Here is a 19,692-nt window from a genome sequence, read left to right on the forward strand (position 1 = left end):
GGCAAGATCGTGCTGCCGGAAGAGGTCATCCACTACTCCGAGTGGGTGCACGTCATGCGCAACCGGATTGCCTCGGAGCTGCAGACCAAGGACATCTCGCACATCCGGGCGACGGTCCATGCGGCGTGCCACTACTACAAGATGGTGCACGAGGATGCCATCTACGACCCGGAGGTCATGGGCGGCAACCGCACCGCGCCGGGCTCCTCGCTGGTCCAGGCGATGGGTGCGCAGCTCATTGACTACTCCACGTGGTACGACTGCTGCGGTTTCGGATTCCGGCACATCATTTCCGAGCGCGAGTTCACGCGCAGCTTCACCATGGACCGCAAGATCCGGGTGGCGCGCGAGGAGGCGCAGGCGGACGTGATGCTGGGGATTGATACGGGTTGTATCACGACCATGGACAAGAACCAGTGGATCGGCAAGGCGCACGAGCAGGCGTACAGCATGCCCATCATGGCGGATGTGCAGTTTGCGGCGCTGGCGTGTGGTGCGGACCCGTTCAAGATTGTGCAGCTGCAGTGGCACGCCTCGCCGTGCGAGGAGCTCGTCGAGAAGATGGGCATCAGCTGGACGGACGCCAAGAAGGACTTCGAGGCGTATCTCAAAGAAGTTGAAGCGGGGAACATCGAATATCTATACAACCCCGAACTGGCGATTGGAGGCTAAGCGTGATGCAAGACACGGTTTTGGTGGTAGGTGGCGGCCCGGCGGGGCTGTCTGCGGCGTCCGGCGTGACCGCGGCGGGGAAGAAGGCCGTTCTGGTGGAGAAGGAGGACGTCCTTGGTGGCGCCCCCATCCTCTCCGGCTACGGCAAGCTGGTTCCCTCCGGCGAATGGGCGAGTGACGCGATTGGTCGCATGGTCAGCAATGTCGAGAACGACAACGGCGTGACCGTGCACAAGGGCACGAAGGTGTCCAAGCTCGACGGCGAGGCCGGCAGCTTCACGGCCACCCTGTCCAACGGCGAGACCGTTGAGGCCGGCTCCGTGGTTCTCGGTACCGGCTTTACCCACTTCGATTCCATCAACAAGCCGGAGTGGGGCTTTGGCACCTATGAGGACGTGATTACCACGACCCAGGCCGAGCAGATGATTACTGCCGGCAAGGTGTCCTGCCCCTCCGACGGCCGCGTGCCGGAGCGGGTCGCCATCCTGCTCTGCGTCGGTTCTCGTGATCGCCAGATCGGGCGGGAGTGGTGCTCCAAGATCTGCTGCACCGTCTCCACCAACCTGGCCATGGAGATCAAGGAGATCTCCCCGGAGACCGAGGTGTTCATCTACTACATGGACATCCGGACCTTCGGCCTCTACGAGGACAAGTTCTATTGGAAGTCCCAGGAGGAGTTCAAGACCAAGTTCGTGAAGGCGCGTATCGCCGAGGTGACGCGCTCCAACGACGGTCGTCTCCTGGTGAAGGGCGAGGACACGCTGGTCAAGCGGCCCATCGTCATCCCCTTCGACATCGTGGTTCACGCCATCGGCATGGATCCCAACGAGGAGAACCCCGAGATCAGTCGCGTCTTTGGTGTCGGCCTCGAGCGGCACGGCTACCTCGACCGCTCCGAGCACTACACCAACACCAACGGCTCGACGCGGCCGGGGATCTATGTGGCCGGCGCGGCCCTCGGCCCGGAGACCATCGACGATTCGATCTCCCAGGGCCGTTCGGCTGCCCTGCGTGCGGTTTCGGACCTGAATGCTCTGGTTCAACAGGCAAGCTAAGGGCAACGCCTCCGGCAAGGAGGTCGTCGAGCCGACTACCTTAGAGGTGTCGTTCGACGAGAACATCCTTGCCCTGAAGGTGGGGCAGCTGATGGAGGCCGTGAATGATCACGGCGGCCTCGAGGCCTTCGTAGAGGCCATCGAGACCAAGCATCAGCTCTTCGCCCGGGGGCTGACCCCGGAGGCGCTGGATACCATGGACGTGGCGGCGGTCACCACGCTGCTGGAGACCGTCTTCCCGTCCCGCCGCCGGCTGCGGCCGGTGGTGGCGTCCATGGACCAGGAGGCCCTGGTGGGCGCGGTCCGCGAGCTGATCCACGGCCGCGGCCAACTCGGCGACCGGATGGCGGCCTTCGTCGAGGCCTTCCCGGTTGCCGAGGACAAGAAGGCCCGCCGGGCGGCGGCGGATTTCGGCGCCGAGCTCCTGCACTTCCGCGACCCGGAACGCTATCCCCTGATGACCCGCTGGGTCTGGGATGTGAACACGGTTAGCGGATCGGCGCGGGAGTTCATCGCCGGCAACGACACCATGACGGAGATCCCGCTGGGCTCGGACCCGGGGACCTACGAGGGGATTCGTTCCGGCATCGCCGAACTGCTCACCGGCCAGGGCTTCTATCGCGACCTGCCCTACCTGGTGGACCTGGTGCTGGCCTGGGCCTACGCGGATTACATGCGGGCCATGTCGAGCTCCATGGGGCTGATGAAGTCCGAGTTCGGCGGGGATGATGACCCCACCGAGCCGGCGCGCAAGCTCCTGGGCATCGATGCGGGGCCCCAGCGCCAGGAACCGGAACAAAACGAGACCGTGCACTAAGACTGCACTTCGATCGCGGAGACAGACATGGCGATTCACGAGAAGTCACTGATCGATGACGATCGACTGCTGACCCACGACTCCCTGGTCGTGGACGGCGTCGATGTCTCGGGGCACTGGAACACCATGATTGCGCCCCGGACCCTGACGGACTACGACGACCAGTTCGAGGAGACCATCCAGGCCTACGCCGGGGGCGAGAACGTCCATCGGTGCTGGCAGTGCGGCTCCTGCACCAACTCCTGCTCGGTGTATGCGCTGAACACCGATTTCAATCCGCGCTACTGGATCTACCTGACCCGGCTCGGCCTCAAGGACGAGATCATCAAGGACAAGGAGATCATCTGGCAGTGCGTCTCCTGTAACAAGTGCACCAACATCTGCCCCAAGGACGTCCGCCCCGAGGGCGTGATGAAGGCCCTGGCGCACTGGATGGAGCACGAGGGGATCACCGAGGAGAAGCCCTCCACAACCTTCGACCACGTCTTCTGGGAGCAGATCGAGGAGCGTGGCCGGATCGAGGACACCCACGTCCTCATGGAATTCTTCAAGAAGACCAAGCAGTCCCTCTTCCAGGGCTGGGTCATCGAGTTCGGCAAGCGGCTGATGAAGCATCTGCCGGTGAAGATGGGCATCAACTCCGGCCTAAACATGGTCTTCCGGCCGAAGACCAAGTCCTGGGGCCGCACTGGTGACGTCCTCAAGCAGTACGTGCAGGAACAGAAGGAGGCCGCTCATGGCTAAGGTTGCTTACTATCCCGGCTGCGCCCTTGAGGGCACGGGCGGTCCCTACGATCGCTCCACCCGGGCGCTGGTCAAGAAGCTCGGCCTGGAGATGGAGGACGTCAGCGACTGGAACTGCTGCGGCGCCATGGAGGTGAAGAACGTTCACCCCATGCTGCAGACCTATCTCTCCTCGCGCGTCATGGCCATTGCGGCCGAGCAGCAGGGTTTCGATACCGTCATGGCCCCCTGCAACGGCTGCTATCACAACCTCAAGAAGGCCGAGTACGAGACCGCCACCTCCGACGAGACCATGAATACGGTCCAGGATCTGGCGAAGAAGTCCGACGACCCGGTCTACAAGGGTGATGTCCGTACGGTCCACCTGCTCGAGTGGCTCATGGAGGAACTCGGCCCCGAGGGTATCAAGGGCCGGATGAACAAGAGCCTCAACGGTATCAAGATCGCCAACTACTACGGCTGCATGTACACCCGGCCGCGGCAGATCTTCCCGGAGAAGGACCAGGGCGAGGGCTCCGAGTCCAGCTACCAGCCGCACTTCATGGACGATCTCCTGGGTGCCGCCGGCGCGGAGAATGTCGAGTTTCCGCTGAAGACCGCCTGCTGTGGCGGGGCGCACACCCTCTCCGATGCGGACACCTCGACCCAGCTGGTGCTGAACCTGCTGCAGGCCGCCGAGGATGCCGGCGCCGAGGTCATCGCCACGGAATGTCCGACCTGCCATACCGGGCTGGAGATGCACCAGGTGCGGGCCGAGACCGAATTCGGGATCCAGACCGGCGTGAAGGTGCTGTACTTCACCCAGCTCCTGGGCCTCGCCCTCGGCCTGTCTCCCCGGAAGCTCGGTATCCACGAGAACGTCAGCGACTCCATGGGTCTGCTCAAGGAGCGCGGCGTCGCCTAAGCGGAGGCCATCCGGGCGCCGGGGCCATTAGGCCCCGGCGAGGACCTGCAGTATCCGACAGGGGTAGGGGATGGAGTGCAACGGTTGCGAGTTCCGCCCGGAACTCTACTACGACGAGGGGTACCAGATCTGGGTTCGTCGAGAGGAGGACGGGACCCTGACGGTCGGTATGACCGACCTTTCGCAGACCATCGCCGGCAAGATCCTGACCCTTCGTGTTCGTCGTCCCGGTACCCGGCGTCCGTCGGGTAAGCCGGTTGCGACCATCGAGTCGGGGAAGTGGGCCGGCCCGGTCCCCAACGTCTTCGACTGCGAGATCCTCGAAGGGAACGAGGAGGCGCTGGAAGATCCGAGCCTGCTCAATATCGAGCCGTACGACGCCTGGATCGCCCGGGTCAATCCGGTCAACGGTCCCGACTCGGCGCTCGCCGACCTCAAGGTGGGCGAAGAAGCCCGAGAGGGCTACTGCCAGCGTGCCCGCGAAGAGGATATCCACTGTGAGCGGAATATCCGCTAGGGTCCCACGATGAACGAAGACCTCTATCTCGATAACGACGAGCAATCGGTCATCATCGTCATGACCAGCGGGCCGAGCACCCCCCAGCGGTGTGCGACCCCCTTCTACCTCGGTTCGATCCTCTCATCCATGGACGCGGAGGTTCGTATCTTCTTCACCATGGAAGGTGTCCGGCTCTGCCAGCGCGGTGTGCCGGAGAGTCTCCAGGCCATGGAGGGCGGGAAGTACGTCATCGAGTTCATGCGGGACGCCCGGAGTGCCGGGGTTGAGCTCCATCTCTGCAGCCCGGCCCTTCCGGGATATGAAATCGACCCGGAGAGGGATATCATCGACGAGGTGGACGAGGTTTCCGGTGGCGGCGTGCTCGCCGACCTGATCCTCTCCAGTGACAAGGTGATCACGTTCTAGAACACCGGACAATTTCAAAGCGTTAAACATTTAAGGAGGAAAGCAATGGGTGCCGTTCGCGGATGCGAGATTCCGGAGGACCTGCATTACAACATCGAGAACAACGTCTGGGTGCGTCGTGAGGACGACGGCACCGTGGCCGTTGGCATGACCTCGTACGCGGCCAACCTGGCCGGCGAGATCGTCTCCTACACCCCCAAGAAGGTCGGCAAGTCGGTGAAGCAGGACAAGTCCTGCGCCACCGTGGAGTCCGGCAAGTGGGTGGGTCCGGTGAAGACCCCCGTCGGCGGCGAGGTCACCGAGACCAACGAGGCGGTTGCCGGTAACCCGGGTCTGATCAACAAGGACCCCTATGGCGATGGCTGGCTGGTCAAGATCAAGCCGGACGACTGGGACGGCGAGAGCGGTGACCTGAAGACCGGTCAGGACGCCCTGGCGGGCTTCGAGTCCAAGATGGAAGCCGACGGCTTCGGCGGCTGCTAACTCCGCGTTGGCCCGCAGGCGGGAGCTGGCTCCGGCCAGCCCCGCCACGCCGACCGCAAGGGTCGGCCAACCGAATTCCTACGCGCGCGCCCGGGCAATTTTCGGGCGCGCGTTCTTCGACATAGGGTGGCCCCATGAGCGAGTGGATCGATACCGTTCGGCGCATCGAGGCGCTGGAAGACCTTTCCGTCGATGACGGGCTCATCGACGAGATGGCCGCGCGCTGGCAGCGTCTGCCCGGGCGCGAGGCCCACGGCATCAATTTCTACACGCCGACCTTCAAGGCCTACCAGACCTCCGAGATCGCCGATTGCGGCAAGAGCTCGTGGCCGGCCGTCTCCATCACCGGCGGCGACTGCAAGCTCCAGTGCGACCACTGCAAGGCCAAGATCCTCGAGCCGATGATCCCGGCCCGCACCCCCGAGGACCTCTGGCGCACGGTCAACGAGCTGGTGGAGGACGGCGCTCAGGGAATGCTCCTCACCGGTGGTTCCGACCACCAGAACGAGGTTCATTACGGCCCCTATTACGACACCATTCGCCGCATCAAGGACGAGTTCCCGGATTTCAGTATCGCCTGCCACACCGCGCTGGTGGACGAGGATGCCGCGAAGTGCATGGAGCAGTCCGGTATCGATGCGGCCATGATGGACGTCATCGGCGCCCAGGACACCATTACCCAGGTCTACCACCTGCGTCGCTCGGTGGACGACTTCGAGCAGACCCTCGAGACCCTGGTCAACAAGACCAACATGAAGGTGGTCCCCCATATCGTGGCCGGGCTCCACTACGGCCACCTGCTCGGCGAGTGGAACGCCCTGGAGATGCTCCAGCGCCATACGCCGGACGCCGTGGTGCTGGTCGTGGTCATGCCCTTCTACGCCCCGGACAGCCGCCCCTTCGTAACGCCGGATGCGGGTGCCGTGGGGAGCTTCTTCATGGACGCCCGGGAGGCGCTAGGCGAGACGCCCCTCCTGCTCGGCTGCGCCCGGCCGCCGGGGGAGACCAAGAGCCAGATCGACACCTACGCTGTCATGGCGGGCCTCAACGGCATCGCTCATCCGGCGGATGGCATGGTCGAGCTCGCCGCCCGGCTGGAGCGCCCGGTCCGCGTGACACCGGCCTGCTGTTCCATCGCTGTGGGTGACGAGGTCATGGCCCTGGAGAAGGATCCGGGGCTGGACATCGACGTTAACGCCGTCATCGAGCACGAGCGGCGTAGCCGCGAGCTGGCCCGCCAGGCCGGCAGCCTGGGCGGGATCCAGGTGGTCAACGCGGCCGGTGGTGGAGGAGGGTGCTGCGCATGAGCACCGAGACCTGGCGCGTCATCGACACCGGCGTCCGCCGGGCGGCGGAGAACATGGCGCTGGATCGTGCCATCCTCGAGGCGCACCAGGAGGGTGAGGCGCCGCACACCCTGCGGTTTCTGCAGTTCGAGCCCTCGGCGCTCCTCGGCTTCCACCAGAGCGTGGGCCAGGAGCTGCGCGAGGACTACTGTCGCGACAACGGCATCGAGATCCAGCGGCGGATCACCGGGGGTGGGGCGCTCTACTTCGACCAGACCCAGATCGGCTGGGAGCTCTTCCTGAACAAGCAGCGCCTGGGCACCGCCGACATGGGCGTCATTGCCGAGAAGATCTGCACCGCCGCCGCCGACGGGATGCGGCGGCTGGGCGTGGACGCCCACTTCCGGCCACGCAACGATATCGAGGTGGACGGCCGCAAGATCTCCGGGACCGGCGGCGCCTTCGATGGCGAGTCCATCATCTATCAGGGCACGCTCCTGGTGGACTTCGACGTCGAGCGGATGCTCCGCGTCCTCCAGATCCCGGCGGAGAAGCTCAGCGACAAGGCCATCGAGCACGCCCAGGACCGGGTCGCCAACCTCAAGACACTGCTGGGCGAGTCTCCCTCCATGGAGGCGGTGAAGTACCACCTCTCCAACGCCATTGGCGAGGCCTTCGACGTGGAGCTTCAGGAGACCGATATCCTGCTGCCCCGCGAGGACCAGCTCTATCGCGAGGCGCTGGCCGAGATCGACACCGACGACTGGGTCTACCAGACCGATCGCGCCACCGAGGATACCCCGACGGTGGAGGGGGTCTACCGCGGCGACGGCGGGCTCATGCGGGCGTCGGTCTGGGTGGACCGCCACCGGAACATGATCAAGCAGGTCTGGCTCACCGGGGACTTCTTCGTGAACCCCCGCCGCATGGTCCTGGACCTGGAAGGGGCGATGAAGGACACCCCGGTGGACCGCTTCGAACAGACGGTTTCGGAATTCTTTGACCGTTACCCGGTGGAGATGCTCCAGCTCCAGCGGGACGACTTCATCCGCGCCATTGGTCTTGCCCTCGAGCAGCTCGAGGACGAGGGCGGGGATACGGCCCGGGCTCAGGGGGAGTAATGCGGCAGGTGGACGTCCTGGTAATCGGTCTCGGTCCCGGGGGCGCCTCCGCGGCGGCCACGGCGGCCGAGGCCGGCCGGGAGGTCCTGGCCATCGAGCGCAACCGGGTCATCGGCGAGCCGGTCCAGTGCGCCGAGTTCATCCCGCGGCCCATGGGCCGCTACGCCCAGGGTGAAGGCGTCCTGCAACAGACCATCACCGGTATGAAGACCGCGCTGCCCTCCGGCGAGGTGGCAGAGTCGGAGTTCCCCGGCCTGATGATCGACCGGGCAGCCTTCGACCAGGCCATCGCCGAGCGCGCCCGGGCCGCCGGCGCCGAGCTGCGCTCGGCCACCCGCCTGGTCGACCTGGACCCGGCCAACCGGCGGGCCACCATCGCCGACGAGAGCGGCGAGACCGAGGTCGGCTTCGGCGTCCTGGTGGCCGCCGACGGCCCCCATTCCCCCAGCGCCAGATTTGCCGGCGTGCCGCCCCAGCGCACGGTGCAGACGCGCCAGTACACGGTGCCGCTGCTCTCGGAGTACCCGGACACCGATATCTGGCTCTCCGATGAATTCCCCGGGGGGTATGGCTGGCTCTTCCCGCGCGCCGGGGTCGCCAACATCGGGCTCGGGATCGATCGAGCCGTGGATCGCGATCTCAAGACGCCGCTGGAAGAGCTCCACGCCCATCTGGTGGAGCAGGGTCTGGTGGGCGAGGAGATCCTCGGCCGCACCGGTGGCGCCATCCCGGTGGGCGGGCTGCGCGAGCACCTGGTGCTCGACGGCCCGCTCCTCCTGGTGGGCGACGCCGCCGGCCTGACCCACCCCATTACCGGCGCCGGGATCGCGGCTGGGGTGGTCTCCGGCGAGCGGGCCGGCGAGGCCGCGGCCGCCTGGCTGGACGGGGACGACGAGGCGCTGGAGGATTACGAGGAAGATGTTCGGGACCAGTTCGAGACCAGCGTTGCGCGAGGGGTTGCGCGTCGCCAGGAGCTGGACCGGATCTGGCGAACTCCTGCGGCTTCGGAGGATGCCAACCTCCGTCGCGGCTGGATCGCCTTCGACGAGTATTTTGCCGCCTGAGGCGGCCGCCGGGACGTCCGCGCCCGGGATACGACCACGAACGGGATAGACCACAAGGGGATCAGGAGCATGAGCGTTCGAGCCGATGAAGCAGTTGCGCCGGTGAATTTCTACCGTCCCGACTACAACGTGAAGACCCCGGACATGCAGTCGCCGGAGTATGTGCAGATGTCCCAGGCGGCGGCCATCAGCCTGGGCCTGGTGCCGGGCCAGATGCACCGCACGGCCTGCACCCACTGCCTCAACCTCCTGGTCACCTACCAGGAGGGCTGCCGGGCCAACTGTGCCTACTGCGGCCTGGCGCGCCATCGCGAGGAGAACCGCGACTACGCCGATCGCAACTTCATCCGCGTCGACTGGCCCACCGCCCGGTACGACGAAATCATCGAGAAGGTGAAGAACGGCGAGGACAACGGCCAGTTCCAGCGGATGTGCATCTCCCAGATCACCCACCCCAAGTCCGACGGTGACACTTTCGAGCTGCTGGACAAGTGGGTGGCCGAGGTACCGCACATCCCGGTCTCCATCCTCTCCAACCCGACCACCCTCGGGTACGACGACCTGGTGGCACTGCGTGACCGTGGCGCCGACATCTTTACCGTCGCCCTGGACGCCGTGACCCCGGAGATCTTCGACCAGACCCGTGGCAAGGCGGTGGACAGCCCCCACACCTTCGCGGGCTACTGGCAGGCGCTGGAATGGGCCGCCGAGATCTTCGGCCCCGAGAAGTTCGGTGCCCACCTCATCTGCGGCATGGGCGAGACCGAGCGGGAGATCCTCGAGGTCTGCCAGCGCATCAAGGACATGGGCGGCCATAACCACATGTTCGCCTTCTTCCCCGAGCAGGGCTCCATGATGGAGGACTGGGAGCCGGTGGACCGCGGCCAGTGGCGCCGTGTCCAGCTCGGCCGCTTCATCATCGACTACGCCGGCGGCCACTTCGACCACATGGGCTTCAACGAAGAGGGCCAGATCGTCGACTACGGCATGCCCCAGGAGGAGGTCGAGGCGCTCATCAGCTCCGGCAAGCCCTTCCAGACCTCCGGCTGCCCCGGCAAGGACGACGAAGAGGTGTCCGCCTGCAATCGCCCCTACGGCGATTCCAGCCCCATGGACATCCTCTCCTTCCCCTTCGCCCTCAACAGCAAGGACGTGGGCTACGTCCGTCGCCAGATGGCCGGTGAGGACATTGGCACCCTCGATCCCGAGGTAGACCTGGACGACTGAGTCCAGGCGCTGACGGGCCCCCGCAGAGGGCCCGGATGGACAGCCCGACGCCCCCGACCCCGACCGGTCTCTTGCCGCTCGGGGTCGGGGGCGTCTTTCGTACGGCATTGGAAAATCGACCTCCCGACCGTCTTCTCGTAGGCGGCCTCCTACATGAGGATCAAGGATCCGGGAAAGCCTGCAGCCATTCCCTTTAATAATTGATCGGTAATGTTCTAAATTGCTGTTGTGCCGGGAAAATTTTCTTGACACCCAAAGCCACCTCCGCAATAGTCGGAATCGGCCCGAATATAACAACGTACTAACTTGTTTAAGTCGTGAACGGGCCCCCACGAATGCGAGAGGAGCATGCAAGATGGAAAAGAAAATGATGAAAGGGACCCTGAAGATCGGCAGCGTCGCCGCCGCCACGGCCGTCGCCCTGGCGCTACCGGCCACCGCCTCGGCCACCAACGGTTACCAGCTCATCGGCGTCGGCGCCTACCAGAAGGGGATGGCCGGTGCCGTCACTGCCGCTCCCAAGAGCGCCATGACCGCCATCAGTAACCCCGCCGGCATGGCCGCCATCGGCAGCCGCGCCGACTTCTCCATGGAAGCCTTCATGCCGGAGCGCACGGCGGACTTCACGAAGAACAAGATGGGTACCAGCCCGGAAAATGGTGAGGCCATTAAGAGTGAGGCCGAGCTTTACGGTGTTCCCGCCATCGGTTGGACGGCTCCGACCTCCGAGGGTTCCGACCTCTACTTCGGTGGTGGTATGTATGGCACGTCGGGCCTGGGCGTCGACTACGGCCGTGGCAATTTCGCCCCGGGCTCCGCAGCTGGGCATACAAATGTCGATTTTAGTGGGTACAGCGCCATCACTTTCTGGCAGATGGCGCCGTCCCTCGCTTGGCGCGCCAGCGACGACCTCAAGCTCGGTGCTTCCCTCAATATCGATTATCAGTCGGTTGGTTTCCAGCAGCGCATTACCGGCGATACAGGGACTGCGCCAGGTCCGCTAAATTCCAGCTTCCTGCTTGGCAGGACTGCCAATGCTTTTGGTTACGGGTTTACCCTCGGTGCTCTTTACGAGATCAACGACATGGTGACCGTAGGCGCAAATTACAAGAGTAAGCAATCGTTCGGCGATCTTGAATATCAGCTGCGTGATGGTGACATCTCCGCTTTCCCGGACGGCGCCGGTAACAGGGTTTACTCCAGAGACGGTACTTATAAACTCGGCCTGGACTTCCCGCAGCAGTTCGCGGTTGGTGTAAAGGTTCAACCGATGGAGGCCCTGACCGTTGCCGCCGACGTGAAGTGGATCAACTGGTCGGATACGATGGATGAACTTGCAGTGAAGGGGGACTTCAGGACGCGAGTCGGGGGCGATGCCGATGGGAATGCCGCCATGGATCCGGGTTGGGATGACCAGACCGTCTATGCCCTGGCCGTCGACTACGCGGTCAACTCCGATCTCGATGTGCGGGCCGGCTACAATTATGCTGAGGCACCCATTGGCGAGGAAGACGTCTTCTCGAACATCCTCCTTCCGGCGATGACTGAGTCGCACCTGACCCTCGGTGCGACCTATGAGTTTAATAATCGCTGGGAAGCGTCCTTCGCCTACATGAAGGCCGCCAACAACTCGGTGACCGGTAAGGGCGATATCCCGGAGTCTTACCAGGGTTCGTTCGGCGAGGATTCGCAAACCAAGATCGACCTCGAAGAGACCTCCTATAGCATCAACCTCGGCTATCGCTTCTAGGTAACCGAGCGGCCCGGGGCACCCCCGCCCCGGGCATTTCACCGTCGTCAACGAATATTCCGGAGTAGATTCCCATGCGCACGACCCTACGGCGCCTGGTGGCGCCCCTGCTCGTCGTCGGCCTTGGCAGCGTCAGTGCCACGGCCGCCGCCGAGGAGACCTATCTCAAGCCCTTCATCCTCGCCGATGGCGATGCCGGCCCGGTGGCCGAGGCCGCCGACAACGCCATCGCCGCGGTGGAGGAGGCCGGCTTCCGTGTCGCCGGCCGGTACAACCCCTATGGCGATACCCATGTCATCGCCGTGACCCATCCCGCGCTCCAGGAGGCGGCCGCAGCCACCGAGTACGGGGGTTATGCCGCCGCGCTGCGCATCGGCGTTGCCCCCACGGAGAACGGGACCCAGGTGAGCTATACCAACCCGGTCTACCTGGCCAACGCCTACCGCCTGGAGTCCGACCTCAGCGGCGCCGCCAGCAAGCTGGAAGAGGCCCTGGGCCGGGAGCAGACCTTCGGCTCCGAGCAGGAGCTTACCGCCGAGGACCTGCGCGAGTACCACTACATGGCCTTCATGCCCTACTTCGATGATGCGTGGGAGCTGGGCGAGTTCGACAGCCACCAGCAGGCCGTGGATGCCGTGGCCGCCGGGTTGGCTGCCGGCGCCGGCGACACCAGCGAGGTCTATCGCATCGACCTGCCCGGCCGGGACCAGGTCCTCTTCGGCGTCGCCCTCGGCGAGGGTGCCGGAAAGGGCGGCGACGCCTACGTCATGGACAAGATCGACTTCGCCGAACTCAAGCACACGCCCCATCTGCCCTACGAGGTGCTGGTGAACGAGGGTGAGGTGATGGCGCTGCACGCCAAGTTCCGCATCGCCATGAACTTCCCCGACCTCTCCATGATGGGGGACAACAGCTTCATGGCCATCCGGCCCGCGCCGGGCGCCATCGAGGAGGCGCTGACCGCGGTGGTCGAGCACGGCGAGTAGGCGCTCGCTCCGCCGGTGCCAGCCGGCGGTTCCGACCCGGGGCCGCTCCCGGGTCGGTCCTTCCTGCTCCGAGAGGGGGAATCCCGCCCCTTCCATTTCCGACCAATTTTCTCCAGAATTCGGGCCATCGTGAATCAGGCGGGCATCGCCCGTTCAGGAGGCCCCATGAAGTCCGTGAAGCTCACCGACGTCGGCGACATCAAGAACGAGCTCAACAAGTACCGCAAGGGCAAGAAGTTCGATATCAACCAGTTCAACCAGGTGGCGCGGCTGGCCTGGCTGGGCAAGCTCACCATCCAGCCCCTGGACCCGCTGGACGAGGATACCAAGTCCTTCCTGGTCCACTGCGACTTCCCCGAGCCGCTGGCCGAGAAGGTCATGACCTTCGATACCGATGGCTCCGGCATGGACATCCTCGGCGCCATCCACATCGTCGATTCCGAGCAGGGCGAGGCGCTCATCCGGATCATGGAAGAGGGCTTTCAGGAGCGCGTGGCCTTCTACCAGGCCCTCAACGAGCGCGACTTCTACTTCTCCAAGTTCTACAAGCCCAAGGACGGCGAGGAGCAGGCCAGCGGCGACCAGGGCTGACGCCGGCGCCGTTCGCTGCCCATGAGCCGAGGGCGCTGGCTGGAACTGGGCGCGCTGGAGCCCGCGGCCCTGCACGCCGCCTACGCCGGCCTCGCCCGGGCCCAGCCGGCAGGAGGGGCACCGTTCGTGGTCCGGGCCGATGCGGCCAGCGGCCACCTCTCCCTGGGTGCGACTCAGGCGGCCGGGGAGGCCGACCTTGCCGCCTGCCGTCGCCATGGCCGGGGCCCCTGGCGCCGGCCCCTGGGTGGGGGCGCCGTCTGGGTGGACGGCCATCAACACCCGGTCTTCATCGGCCTCCCGGGCGGCGATAGCCACCGGGCTGAAGCGGAGCAGGCCATTCTCGAGGCCCTGGCGGCCACTCACCGCGCCTTCGGTCTGCCGGCCGAGGTGGTGGGACGGGATGTCTGGGTAGCCGGGCGAAAGGTCGTCGGCACCGGCAGTGCCACCCTCGGCAGAACCTGGATCCTCGGCGCCGCCCTGCTCTGGCGGCTGCCGGTTCGCCGCTTTGCGCGCGCCGTGGCTGCCCCCTCCGCCGGCTACCGCCGCTGGCTCGCCCGGGAGCTGGCCGCCGGGCTGAGTACCTGGGAGGACCACGCCCCGCGCCCGCCCGCGACCGAGGCCGATGCCGTGCTTGCGCGGGAGCTGGGGCGATGTCTCGGGGTGGCGTGGGTGGCCGACAACCCCACCTCGGCCGAACAGGACGACATCCGGGAGGAAGAGGAGGAGGTCCGCGCCGAGGCGGACGACCTCGACCCCGACGAACCCTCCCGCCTGCCCGGGGGCATCAAGGTGAACCATCGCACCTACCTGGTAGAGGCCGGAGGCGTGCGGTTGGTCCTGCGGGACGGCCTCATCGCCCGCGCTGCGTCCACCGCCGACGAGCAGCCGTTGCCGGCCTGGGAGGGGAAGGCCCCGAGCGCCTCCGTATTGCCCGGTGAGCGATCACTCACCCGGGCCGCCCAGGCCGCCGCCGAGCCGGTCTTCCGGCTGGCGGGGTGGGAGCGGTAACCCGGGCAGGGAAGTTACGTCGTTCCCGCGCAGGCGGGAACCTCGATGGCCTCGCCACCGGAGCGTGAAGTCGCCCCGGGGTCTGTAACCGGATAGAGGAGAGCACCATGCCCGAACCGACCATCGAGGAGCGCTTGCAGAAGCGCTACATCCTCATGACCACCGACGACACCCTAGTGGAGGCGGCACGCGCCGTCACCCCGGAAGACTGGCAACCGGTCCCGGTGAGCGACCTGGAGCAGGTGGGGGAGTGGAATGACATCCTGCTGCACCGCTTCCTGATCCTCGACGCCGACGAGGCGGCCGCCTTCGACCCGGTGGAGACCGTTCGACTGCTACGGCGGGAGTATATGGTCAATGTCCCGGTCATCGCGCTGGGGGGCGATCGGGGTCTGCAGGACGAGCTGAAGATGGAGCGGGCGGACCGCTTCTTCGAGCGGGATCAGGTGGGGGAGGTGGTCTCCGCCTTCACCGGCCAGTACGACTGGGGATAGTGAAGGCGGCGGGAGCGCCGGGTCGGGTTACCCGAGCCCGATCAGCCGATCCAGGCGTACTCCTCGACATCCAGGCGGATGTCGCGGGTCTCGGTGGCGCCGTTGGCCTCGACCACCAGCGAGCCGATGCGGGTGCCGGCCTCGTCGAAGCTCACCTGGCAGTCGAACTTGCCGGGGAGGGAGACGGTCTTCTCGCACTTGACCTCGCCGCCGACCTCGAACTGCGCCTTGGCGGTACCGGAGCCCTCGAGCCGGGCCTGGATGCGGAAGTTCTCGCCCACCGGCCGGCGATAGACCTGCGGGTCGCGGTTGGCGTTGTATTCCAGGTTGTTCACGCTGACGAGCTTGATGATGCTGGACATGTCCACTCCTGCCTTGGAACGCGCTTGTGCGTCTCGTTGGTGGCTTTGCGGGGCCGGGCAGCCGGGAGGGGTCCCGGGGAGCCCTGCCCGACTCCCGGCCCCGGCGGACCGCTAGGGTCCATCCCGGCTATCCCCGACCTTTGCGGTAGAGTATAATCGCATTCCAATATACACCAATCCCGCGGCCGGCGGATACCCGCAGCGGGCGCCACGAAGCGGTCTAACGAATCGCAGTGACGGGGTGGGGTGGCCCCTGGCGGGGCCTCGACAGCAGGGATGCTGTCGTGGAGCCTACATGGACGTATGTACGGCGTCCCCGCCAGGGGGCACCCCACCCCGTCACCCCGAACAAGGCCCCCAATCTCCAGGGAGCACCATGGATTCCGAAACCTTTACCGAACGTCTGGAAGGCATCGACGAGACTATCGCCGAGCTGGAAGAGCGCATCAACGAGGATGCGGACCTGGATGTCGCCGAGGTCCTGCCCAGCGCCATGGACGTGGTGGAGGAGCTGCTGCGCTCCTATGCCGCCCGGGAGGGCAAGGAACTCCCGGAGGACGGCGAACTCCTGGACATCCAGAAGGCCTTCGTGAAGGGCGAGCCCTCCCTGAACGCCGTCCGCGACAACGTCCGCGAACTCATCTATTACCATAACTGCCTCGAAATGGACCGCCGCGACGCCCTGCCCGAGAAAGCGGGCCGCATGGCGGTGCGCACCGCGCGCCACCTCTATCTCTACCTGCGCAGCCGGGCCGAGCAGGCCGGCTACCTGGTCTGAGCGGCGAGCCAGCCAAAGGAGATCCGGAATGAAGCAGATCATCGACCGCCTCCGCGGCGTCGAGCGTGACGCCGTGCAGAAGCCGGGCGAGGAGGGCGACGCCCCCTTCTACGCCGTCCAGGGCGGGGAGGAGCGCGTCTTCCGCGCCGCCTGGGAAAAGCGCCTGCCGGTGATGCTCAAGGGCCCCACCGGCTGCGGCAAGACCCGTTTCCTGGAGTACATGGCCAACCAGCTCGGCCGCCCCCTGGTCACCGTCGCCTGCCACGAGGATCTCACCAGCTCCGACCTGGTGGGCCGCTTCCTGCTGGAGGGCGAGGAAACGGTCTGGCAGGACGGCCCGCTGACCCGCGCGGTGAAGGAGGGCGCCATCTGCTACCTGGACGAGATCGTCGAGGCGCGCACCGACACCACGGTGGTCATCCACCCGCTCACCGACCACCGCCGCGAGCTGCCGCTGGACAAGAAGTCCCAGGTCATCACCGCGCACCCCGACTTCATGCTGGTAATCTCCTACAACCCGGGCTACCAGACCGTCCTCAAGGACCTGAAACCCTCCACCAAGCAGCGCTTCATCGGGCTGGAGTTCGACTACCCCAGCGAAGCCGTGGAATGCGAGATCGTGGAGAAGGAGGCCGGCGTGGACCGCACCATGGCCGAGCGGCTGGTGGCCGCCGGCCGGCGCGCCCGTACCCTCAAGGACCACGGCCTGGAAGAGGCCACCTCCACCCGGGCGCTCACTTACGCCGGCCAGCTCATCAGCGCCGGCCTGGAGCCGGTGGAGGCCTGCCGCGTGGCCATGGTCTCCCCGGTGACCGACGACCCCGAGCTGGCCGCCGCCCTGGAGGAGATCCTCAACGCCCACTTCGACGACGGCGCCACCGAGGGCCATGGCTGAGATCCCTGATCCCCGGACCGAGGAGGACGCCCTCCTCCAGGTCCAGGAGATCCTCGCCCACCTGGAGGACATCTCCTTCGTCGCCCACCGCGACAGCAAGGAGGCCCTCCCGGCGGTGGAGCCGTACGGCCCCTTCGTCCAGTGTCGCTGGCTGGAGGCGGCGCGGGAGCTCTTCTTCCACGATCGCGACGCCGGCAAGGCCTTCATCCGCAACACCCCGACGGTGGTGGAGCAGGCCGGCTGCGTCGACGAGTGGGTGGAGCAGGCGCGGATCTTCACCCGCTGGCGCGGCGCCTGGAAGGCCCTGGAGGGCTTCATGGGGCAGGTGGGCGCGGTCTTCGCCGCCTGGGGCCGCGAGGGCGAGGCCAGCTGGTTCGACCTGGGCCACACCTGGCTGGAGCGCCACGTGGACAGCGGCGTGGCCTACTTCACCACCGACTTCCGCACCCTGGCCGGGGAGGGCGGGCCCGCCGGTATCCACGCCCTGATGGCGCCGGCCGAGGCGCTCTTTGCCGAGCGCCGCATGGCCCTGGGGAGCTACCTGGAGGGGGCGCTCAAGGTCCGCGACCTCATCGGCGTTGACGGCGTCCACGAGTGGGCCCGGCGCGGCGCCGACGTCCTCCAGGCCGGGCGCCAGCGCGGCGAGTCCTGGTTCCGGCTGGACAGCGAGGAGTCCCGGGCCATGCTGCTGGAGGTGGTCCCCGGCGAGCGCATCCGCGACCACCTGCGCCTCTACCAGCTCCTGGCCCAGGGCTGGTTCGGCGAGGAGCTCCTCATCGAGGACAGCGGCTGGCGCCCCGGCGATCCCAATCCCGGCGCCGAGACCGACGGCGCCCGGCTCTACCTGCCGGCGGTCATGGCCGACCACGAGGCCGCCATCCTCGCCGTGGAGCACGTTACCGGCCACCTCGCCTTCGGCACCTACGACTACGACGCCATCCAGGCGCTCTTCCAGCGCCGCGGCACCGAACACCCGCCGGTGGACGACCACCAGCGGATCACCTGGCGGCCCCTGTTCGCGGAGTTTGGCGATGACCTGGTCCGCTTCGGCGTCCTCTTCGACCTCTGCGAGGACCTCCGGGTGGATGCCCGCATCGATTCCATCATCCCCAACTACCGCCGCCGCCTGCTGCGCCGGGCGAAGCGTGCCGAGGCCCCGGCGGGGCCGGCCGGCCCCTGGTTCGAGTACGCCCGCGCCACCCTGGCCGCCAGCCTGGGCGAGGGGGAGCTGGACCCGCGGCTGGCGGCGCTCCTGGCGCCCGGGGCCAGCCTGGTGGACAGCTTTGACACCGCCCTGGCCCTCTACGGCGAGCTGGATGACGAACGGTTGCCGCCGCTGACCCTGCAGCAGCGCCCCCACGCCTACCTCCCCGGCCGCGCGCCCAACGCCGCCCGGCCGGTCTATCCCCGGGTCCCCGGCGCCGAGGAGGACGACTCCGACGGCGCCGAGGCCACCGAGGAGGCCAAGGAGAAGCAGGAGCAGCGCGAGGCGGAGACCCCCAAGGAGGGCTCTGGCGACCCGGACCTCGACATCGCCCCGGAGGAGACCTCCGGCACCGGCGGGCGCATCGGCGTCGGGATCCCGCAGCCGGCCCACGTGGTCGGCCGCGGCCTGGCGCGGGAGGCGGAGTTCGGCGGCCGCGCCTACCCCGAGTGGGACTACCGCGAGAACCGCTACAAGGTGGACTGGGCCCGGGTCCACGAGCGCGACCTGGAGCCCGGGGACGAGGCCGACATCGCCCCGCTCATGGCGCGCCACGACAACGTCCTCAAGCGCCTGCGCCGTGCCCTCCAACTCCAGCGGCCCCAGCGGCCGGCACCCTTGCGCCGCCAGTTCGACGGTGACGAGCTGGACCTGGAGGCGACCCTGCAGTACGTCAGCGAGAAGCGCGCCGGCATGTCGCCCCGGCCCCACGTCTACCAGCGCCGGGCCCCGCAGCACCGGGATACCGCCGTCCTGCTCCTGGCCGATCTCTCCACCTCCATCATGGCCAACACCAGCGACGGCGAGGGGCGGGTGGTGGACCGGCTGCGCGCCGGCACCCTCATCTTCGCCGAGGCGCTGGCCGAGGTGGGGGACCCCTGCGCCATCGCCGGCTTCGCCTCCAAGAACCGGGATGCGGTGAGCTACTACCCCATCAAGGGCTTCGAGGATCCCCTGAACGCCGGGGTCCGCGCCCGCCTGGCCGGCCTCTCCGGGCGCCTGGCCACGCGTATGGGGGCGGCCATCCGCCACGCCGTGCGCGCCTTCGACGGCGCCAGCGCTCGGCGGCGGCTGCTGCTCATCCTCTCCGACGGCCGCCCGGCGGACTACGACGACGGCGGCGACCCGCGCTACCTCCACGAGGACACCCGCATGGCGGTGAAGGAGGCGGTGGATGCCGGCATCCACCCCTTCTGCATCACCCTCGACCCCGCCGGGGGCGAGTACCTGCCCACCATCTTCGGCCCCGGCCACTACCTGATCATCGACTACGTCGATGACCTGCCGGCGCGGCTGCCGGAGATCTACCTGCGGCTGCGCAAGTGA

21 protein-coding genes are annotated in these 19,692 nt (G+C 66.8%); 20 read left to right on the plus strand and 1 reads right to left on the minus strand.

Going from position 1 to position 19,692, the window contains the following annotated elements; translation table 11 throughout:
* The 17 genes from BM272_RS12640 to BM272_RS12720 all read left to right on the plus strand — a co-directional run.
* Positions 1–672 (plus strand): heterodisulfide reductase-related iron-sulfur binding cluster (locus BM272_RS12640; protein WP_275886943.1); only part of this gene is annotated, 672 nt, incomplete at its 5' end.
* A gap of 5 nt (positions 673–677) precedes the next feature.
* Positions 678–1,727 (plus strand): CoB--CoM heterodisulfide reductase iron-sulfur subunit A family protein, encoded by a 1,050-nt coding sequence (locus tag BM272_RS12645; RefSeq protein WP_093429164.1) that lies wholly within the window; start codon positions 678–680, stop codon positions 1,725–1,727.
* Complete coding sequence (locus BM272_RS12650) at positions 1,702–2,544, plus strand: hypothetical protein (protein ID WP_143613285.1); 843 nt, start codon at positions 1,702–1,704, stop codon at positions 2,542–2,544. The genes BM272_RS12645 and BM272_RS12650 overlap by 26 nt, the downstream gene beginning before the upstream one ends.
* A gap of 27 nt (positions 2,545–2,571) precedes the next feature.
* Positions 2,572–3,288: a 4Fe-4S dicluster domain-containing protein gene (locus tag BM272_RS12655; protein ID WP_093429166.1), complete on the plus strand. Its 717-nt coding sequence runs from the start codon at positions 2,572–2,574 to the stop codon at positions 3,286–3,288.
* Complete coding sequence (locus BM272_RS12660) at positions 3,281–4,192, plus strand: CoB--CoM heterodisulfide reductase iron-sulfur subunit B family protein (protein WP_093429167.1); 912 nt, start codon at positions 3,281–3,283, stop codon at positions 4,190–4,192. Before BM272_RS12655 ends, BM272_RS12660 begins: the two co-directional genes overlap by 8 nt.
* Before the next feature lie 70 nt (positions 4,193–4,262).
* Positions 4,263–4,709 carry a biotin/lipoyl attachment domain-containing protein gene (locus BM272_RS12665; RefSeq protein WP_093429168.1) on the plus strand — a complete coding sequence of 149 codons (447 nt, stop codon included), beginning with the start codon at positions 4,263–4,265 and terminating at the stop codon, positions 4,707–4,709.
* A gap of 9 nt (positions 4,710–4,718) precedes the next feature.
* A complete protein-coding gene (locus BM272_RS12670; protein WP_093429169.1) occupies positions 4,719–5,117 on the plus strand; it encodes a DsrE family protein in 399 nt (132 codons plus the stop codon).
* Between the two features lie 45 nt (positions 5,118–5,162).
* Positions 5,163–5,600 (plus strand): glycine cleavage system protein H, encoded by a 438-nt coding sequence (locus BM272_RS12675; protein WP_093429170.1) that lies wholly within the window; start codon positions 5,163–5,165, stop codon positions 5,598–5,600.
* A gap of 134 nt (positions 5,601–5,734) precedes the next feature.
* Positions 5,735–6,907, plus strand: coding sequence for a radical SAM protein (locus tag BM272_RS12680; RefSeq protein ID WP_093429171.1), 1,173 nt, complete (start codon positions 5,735–5,737; stop codon positions 6,905–6,907).
* Positions 6,904–8,007 carry a lipoate--protein ligase family protein gene (locus BM272_RS12685; protein WP_093429172.1) on the plus strand — a complete coding sequence of 368 codons (1,104 nt, stop codon included), beginning with the start codon at positions 6,904–6,906 and terminating at the stop codon, positions 8,005–8,007. The genes BM272_RS12680 and BM272_RS12685 overlap by 4 nt, the downstream gene beginning before the upstream one ends.
* Entirely contained in the window at positions 8,007–9,071 is a 1,065-nt protein-coding gene (locus BM272_RS12690; protein WP_093429173.1) for a geranylgeranyl reductase family protein, read from the plus strand. The genes BM272_RS12685 and BM272_RS12690 overlap by 1 nt, the downstream gene beginning before the upstream one ends.
* Before the next feature lie 69 nt (positions 9,072–9,140).
* Positions 9,141–10,298: a radical SAM protein gene (locus tag BM272_RS12695; RefSeq protein WP_093429174.1), complete on the plus strand. Its 1,158-nt coding sequence runs from the start codon at positions 9,141–9,143 to the stop codon at positions 10,296–10,298.
* 355 nt (positions 10,299–10,653) lie between these two features.
* Complete coding sequence (locus tag BM272_RS12700) at positions 10,654–12,048, plus strand: OmpP1/FadL family transporter (RefSeq protein WP_093429175.1); 1,395 nt, start codon at positions 10,654–10,656, stop codon at positions 12,046–12,048.
* A 74-nt stretch (positions 12,049–12,122) separates the two neighbouring features.
* Entirely contained in the window at positions 12,123–13,034 is a 912-nt protein-coding gene (locus BM272_RS12705; protein ID WP_093429176.1) for a hypothetical protein, read from the plus strand.
* A gap of 165 nt (positions 13,035–13,199) precedes the next feature.
* Positions 13,200–13,625 carry a hypothetical protein gene (locus BM272_RS12710; RefSeq protein WP_093429177.1) on the plus strand — a complete coding sequence of 142 codons (426 nt, stop codon included), beginning with the start codon at positions 13,200–13,202 and terminating at the stop codon, positions 13,623–13,625.
* 21 nt (positions 13,626–13,646) lie between these two features.
* Positions 13,647–14,633 (plus strand): lipoyl protein ligase domain-containing protein, encoded by a 987-nt coding sequence (locus BM272_RS12715; RefSeq protein WP_093429178.1) that lies wholly within the window; start codon positions 13,647–13,649, stop codon positions 14,631–14,633.
* Positions 14,634–14,740: 107 nt separating this feature from the next.
* Positions 14,741–15,127, plus strand: a complete 387-nt coding sequence (locus BM272_RS12720; protein WP_093429179.1) for a hypothetical protein — start codon at positions 14,741–14,743, stop codon at positions 15,125–15,127.
* Between the two features lie 41 nt (positions 15,128–15,168).
* On the opposite strand, the gene BM272_RS12725 is transcribed toward BM272_RS12720, so the two are convergent.
* On the minus strand, positions 15,169–15,489 hold the full coding sequence (locus BM272_RS12725) for a hypothetical protein (protein WP_093429180.1): 321 nt from the start codon (positions 15,487–15,489) through the stop codon (positions 15,169–15,171).
* Positions 15,490–15,865: 376 nt separating this feature from the next.
* Between BM272_RS12725 and BM272_RS12730 the strand changes: the two genes are divergently transcribed.
* From BM272_RS12730 to BM272_RS12740, 3 genes are read left to right on the plus strand one after another with little or no spacing between them, the layout of a single operon-like run.
* Positions 15,866–16,267, plus strand: coding sequence for a hypothetical protein (locus BM272_RS12730; protein ID WP_093429181.1), 402 nt, complete (start codon positions 15,866–15,868; stop codon positions 16,265–16,267).
* 28 nt (positions 16,268–16,295) lie between these two features.
* Entirely contained in the window at positions 16,296–17,162 is an 867-nt protein-coding gene (locus BM272_RS12735) for a CbbQ/NirQ/NorQ/GpvN family protein (RefSeq protein ID WP_093429182.1), read from the plus strand.
* Between the two features lies 1 nt (position 17,163).
* On the plus strand, positions 17,164–19,692 hold the full coding sequence (locus BM272_RS12740) for a nitric oxide reductase activation protein NorD (RefSeq protein ID WP_399349889.1): 2,529 nt from the start codon (positions 17,164–17,166) through the stop codon (positions 19,690–19,692).

Source organism: Thiohalospira halophila DSM 15071 (genome assembly GCF_900112605.1).
Classification (GTDB): Bacteria; Pseudomonadota; Gammaproteobacteria; order Thiohalospirales; family Thiohalospiraceae; genus Thiohalospira; species Thiohalospira halophila.